Here is a 3,220-nt window from a genome sequence, read left to right as displayed (position 1 = left end):
GCGATCAGTGCAAGCAGCGCCACCGCCGCATCATAGCCCGTTTCGATCTCTAGCCAGTTGGCGATTGGGGTGCCGAACACCCAGGCAAGCACGGTGCCCGCGAACACCAATAGCATCAACCACTGCGCTTGGCCCCAGCGCACCGGCTCACCCACAGGCTCGACCCGACCGGCGAGCTGCGGCCTCAGGCTCAGGCGCAACGCGAGCTCCATCAGCGGTAGCATCAAGATCACCAGTGGCACGCCAATCATGAGCCAATCGGCAAAGCCGAGACCGGTACTTGCGGCCGCGATCGCGTTCGGCGGACTACCGACCAAGGTGCCGATGCCGCCAATGTTGGCCGCGAAGGCGATGCCGAGCAGCACATAGATGCGCGTATTGCGCCCCGGCTCTGCCGGCAGGTTCGCGAGTAATCCGAGTGCCAGCGGCAGCATCATCGCCGCGGTCGCGGTGTTGCTGATCCACATCGACAGCAGTGCGGTGAGCCAGAATAACGCCCGCGCGGCGCGACCTAGCCCTGGGCCGGCGCGCCGCACCACCCAGGTCGCGAGCCAGCAGTCCAGTCCTTGCTCGCGCAGGCCGGTGGCCAGCGCGAACCCACCGAGGAAGAGAAAGATCACCGGATCGGCAAAGGCGGTCAATGCCTGATCCAAGGGCATGATCCCGCTCATCATCGCGAGCAACGGCACGAGCAAGGCCGTGACGCTCAGATGCAAGGCCTCGCTGAGCCAGAGCCAGGCAATTGCGGCCAGGATCGCGAGACCGCTCGCGACCTCACCGAGCAGCGGGCCGGCGCCAAGCTCAAGGCCGAGGTAGAGCGCGAGGCCGATGATGAGATTCAGTGGGCGCATGACGATCAGGTACAGCCAACCATGACGACTTCAACGGACTAAGCGATGACAAGCGTTTCTGGTAAGGCGCTGGGCTACCGTCGCTGTAGCTCTGGCGGCGGCACTGCTCAGCAGCGGATCGAACTGGGCCTGCTCTCGGGCAGAAAGATCGCCCCGGTGAACCGGCTGTTCTAAAAACGCAGATATCGAGTAGGATGTTGGGCATTGAGCGATTGAAACACCCCGCTGTGGGTCTCTGAGCATCGCCTCAGGCGGGAGAGATCGATCATGCTGAACTCGGAGCCATCGCGCCAGGATGACCGCGAGGAGCTGAACGGCCTGCTGGAGCTAATGAGCAGGGTCTTGCGGCGTTTTGCGGGCCTGGACGATGACGATATCGATACCGGCATACAGGAAGCATTAGAGTCGATCGGGCGCTTCGCTGATGTCGACCGCAGCTACCTGTTTCTGATCGATCCGCCATTCTTCGATAATACCCACGAGTGGTGTGCGCCTGGTATTACCGCAGAGATCGATAATCTGCAGCGCGTGCCGATGGATCGCATCCAGTGGTGGATGCCACTGCTCGAGGCCGGCGAGCTCGTCTATATACCCGAGGTCGCGGCACTGCCGGATGAGCGCATCCTAGAGCGTGAAGAGCTGGGGCAGCAGGGGATTCAGTCGCTGATCGTCGTGCCGCTGCTGGGTCCTCAGCGTTTGCATGGATTCATTGGCTTCGACTCCGTCCGCGACACGCGCGTTTGGCATCGGCCAGCCCGTTTTCTGCTGCGCTCGGTGGCCGATGCGATGCTTGGCGCCTTGTTGCGGCAGGAGGCCTCGGAGGCGCTGCGCAAGAGCCAAGAGCGGTTGCGCCATCGTGCGCTGCATGATCCGTTGACCGGACTCGCGAATCGCGCGCTGCTGCTTGAGCGTCTCGAGCACTGTCGGCTGCGCGCGCGCGAGCGCGGCGAGATCTTCGCCATCTGCTTCATGGACCTGGACGATTTCAAGCTGGTCAATGATGCCGTTGGTCATCATATCGGCGACCAGCTCTTGGTCGATGTCGCTAAGCGGCTCGACGCCAATCTGGCTTCCGGTGATCTGGTGGCGCGTTTCGGCGGCGATGAGTTCGTCTTGGTCTTTGACGCCAGAGGGCGCACGGTCGAGATGATCGATGCCGAGGCACAACGCCTATTGCGACAGTTTGATCATCCCTTCCAGCTTTCGGGGCGTGCCTATCGAATCACCGCCAGTGCCGGATTGGTGATCCAAGATGGACAAACCGATTGTCACGAGCTTCTGCGCGATGCGGATGCCGCGATGTATCAGGCCAAGGCCCTTGGCGGAGCCCGCCTTCAGCATTTTGATGCGCCTCTGCGGGCGCAACTGATCGAGCGCATCGAGCTTGCACAGGACCTTCGCGGTAGCGAGCGTCGTGGGGAGATGCAGCTGCACTTCCAGCCGTTTTTCGATGCTCGCCAACGGTGTCCGGTCGGGGTTGAGGCCTTGCTGCGCTGGCAGCATCCGACGCGCGGTCTCGTATCGCCAGCAGCCTTCATCCCGATTGCCGAAGAGACTGGGCACATCGTCGAGCTCGGCGCCTGGGTCCTCGACAGGGCTTTGGCGCAGCTTCGCCACTGGCAATCGACCTACCCAGCGGCCCATGGCTTCAGCATGGCGGTGAACCTCTCGGCCCATCAGCTCGCAAGCAATGGGTTAGTCGAGATGATCGAGCATGCCCTCAAACGGCATCAGGTGCCGCCGAGCACGCTCTGGCTCGAGCTGACCGAGAGCAGCGTGATGAACGAGGTCGAGCGGGCTCGGCAGACATTGGATCGATTGCGCGGGCTTGGTGTGTTGTTGGCGATCGATGATTTCGGGACCGGCTACTCGTCGCTGGCCTATCTGCGTGACCTGCCTGTGAACCTGTTGAAGCTCGACCGCGCCTTTATCGCGTCGATGCACAAGAGCAAGCGTGATCAACGCATCGTTGCCGTGGTGACCACCTTGGCCCGCGAGCTCGGCTTGAAGACGATCGCCGAAGGTGTCGAGACCTCCTCCCAGCTGCGGCAGCTGGCGGCATTGGATTGCGAGCTGGTGCAAGGCTTCCATCTGATGAGGCCGGGAACGGCTGAGATGATCGACCGACTACTTGAGCATAGTCCCGACGCCAGCCAACCGAGGTGAGTGGGGATCTCGCCGCGGTCTCAGTGCATTTGCAAGTGGTCACACGCATTCCACTTTTGTAATATCGCGTGTCTGTTGTCGGGGCGCGAAGCTGGACTGGAGACTATCATGAGGGAAGGCGGAAAGCACGCAGTTGGCTGGGATTGGAGCCGGCGCGCGCTCCTCGGTGCGGTTGCGCTGCTGTCCTTGTCGCTTGGGCTGCC

3 protein-coding genes are annotated in these 3,220 nt (G+C 62.3%); 2 read left to right on the top strand and 1 reads right to left on the bottom strand.

Going from position 1 to position 3,220, the window contains the following annotated elements; all coding sequences use genetic code 11:
- A partial coding sequence (locus tag ACY693_RS17125) for an SLC13 family permease (RefSeq protein WP_462323020.1) occupies positions 1-851 on the bottom strand: 851 nt, incomplete at its 3' end.
- Between the two features lie 45 nt (positions 852-896).
- Between ACY693_RS17125 and ACY693_RS17120 the strand changes: the two genes are divergently transcribed.
- The gene (locus tag ACY693_RS17120) at positions 897-1,025 is read left to right on the top strand and encodes a hypothetical protein (RefSeq protein WP_462323019.1); all 129 of its coding nucleotides are present in this window, start codon (positions 897-899) and stop codon (positions 1,023-1,025) included.
- Positions 1,026-1,118: 93 nt separating this feature from the next.
- The gene (locus ACY693_RS17115; protein ID WP_462323018.1) at positions 1,119-3,017 is read left to right on the top strand and encodes a putative bifunctional diguanylate cyclase/phosphodiesterase; all 1,899 of its coding nucleotides are present in this window, start codon (positions 1,119-1,121) and stop codon (positions 3,015-3,017) included.
- Positions 3,018-3,220: the final 203 nt, after the last annotated feature.

The organism is Halochromatium sp., from assembly GCF_054919635.1.
The sequence above is the reverse complement of the archived record's forward strand: the minus strand, read 5'-3'. Positions and strand labels throughout refer to the sequence as shown.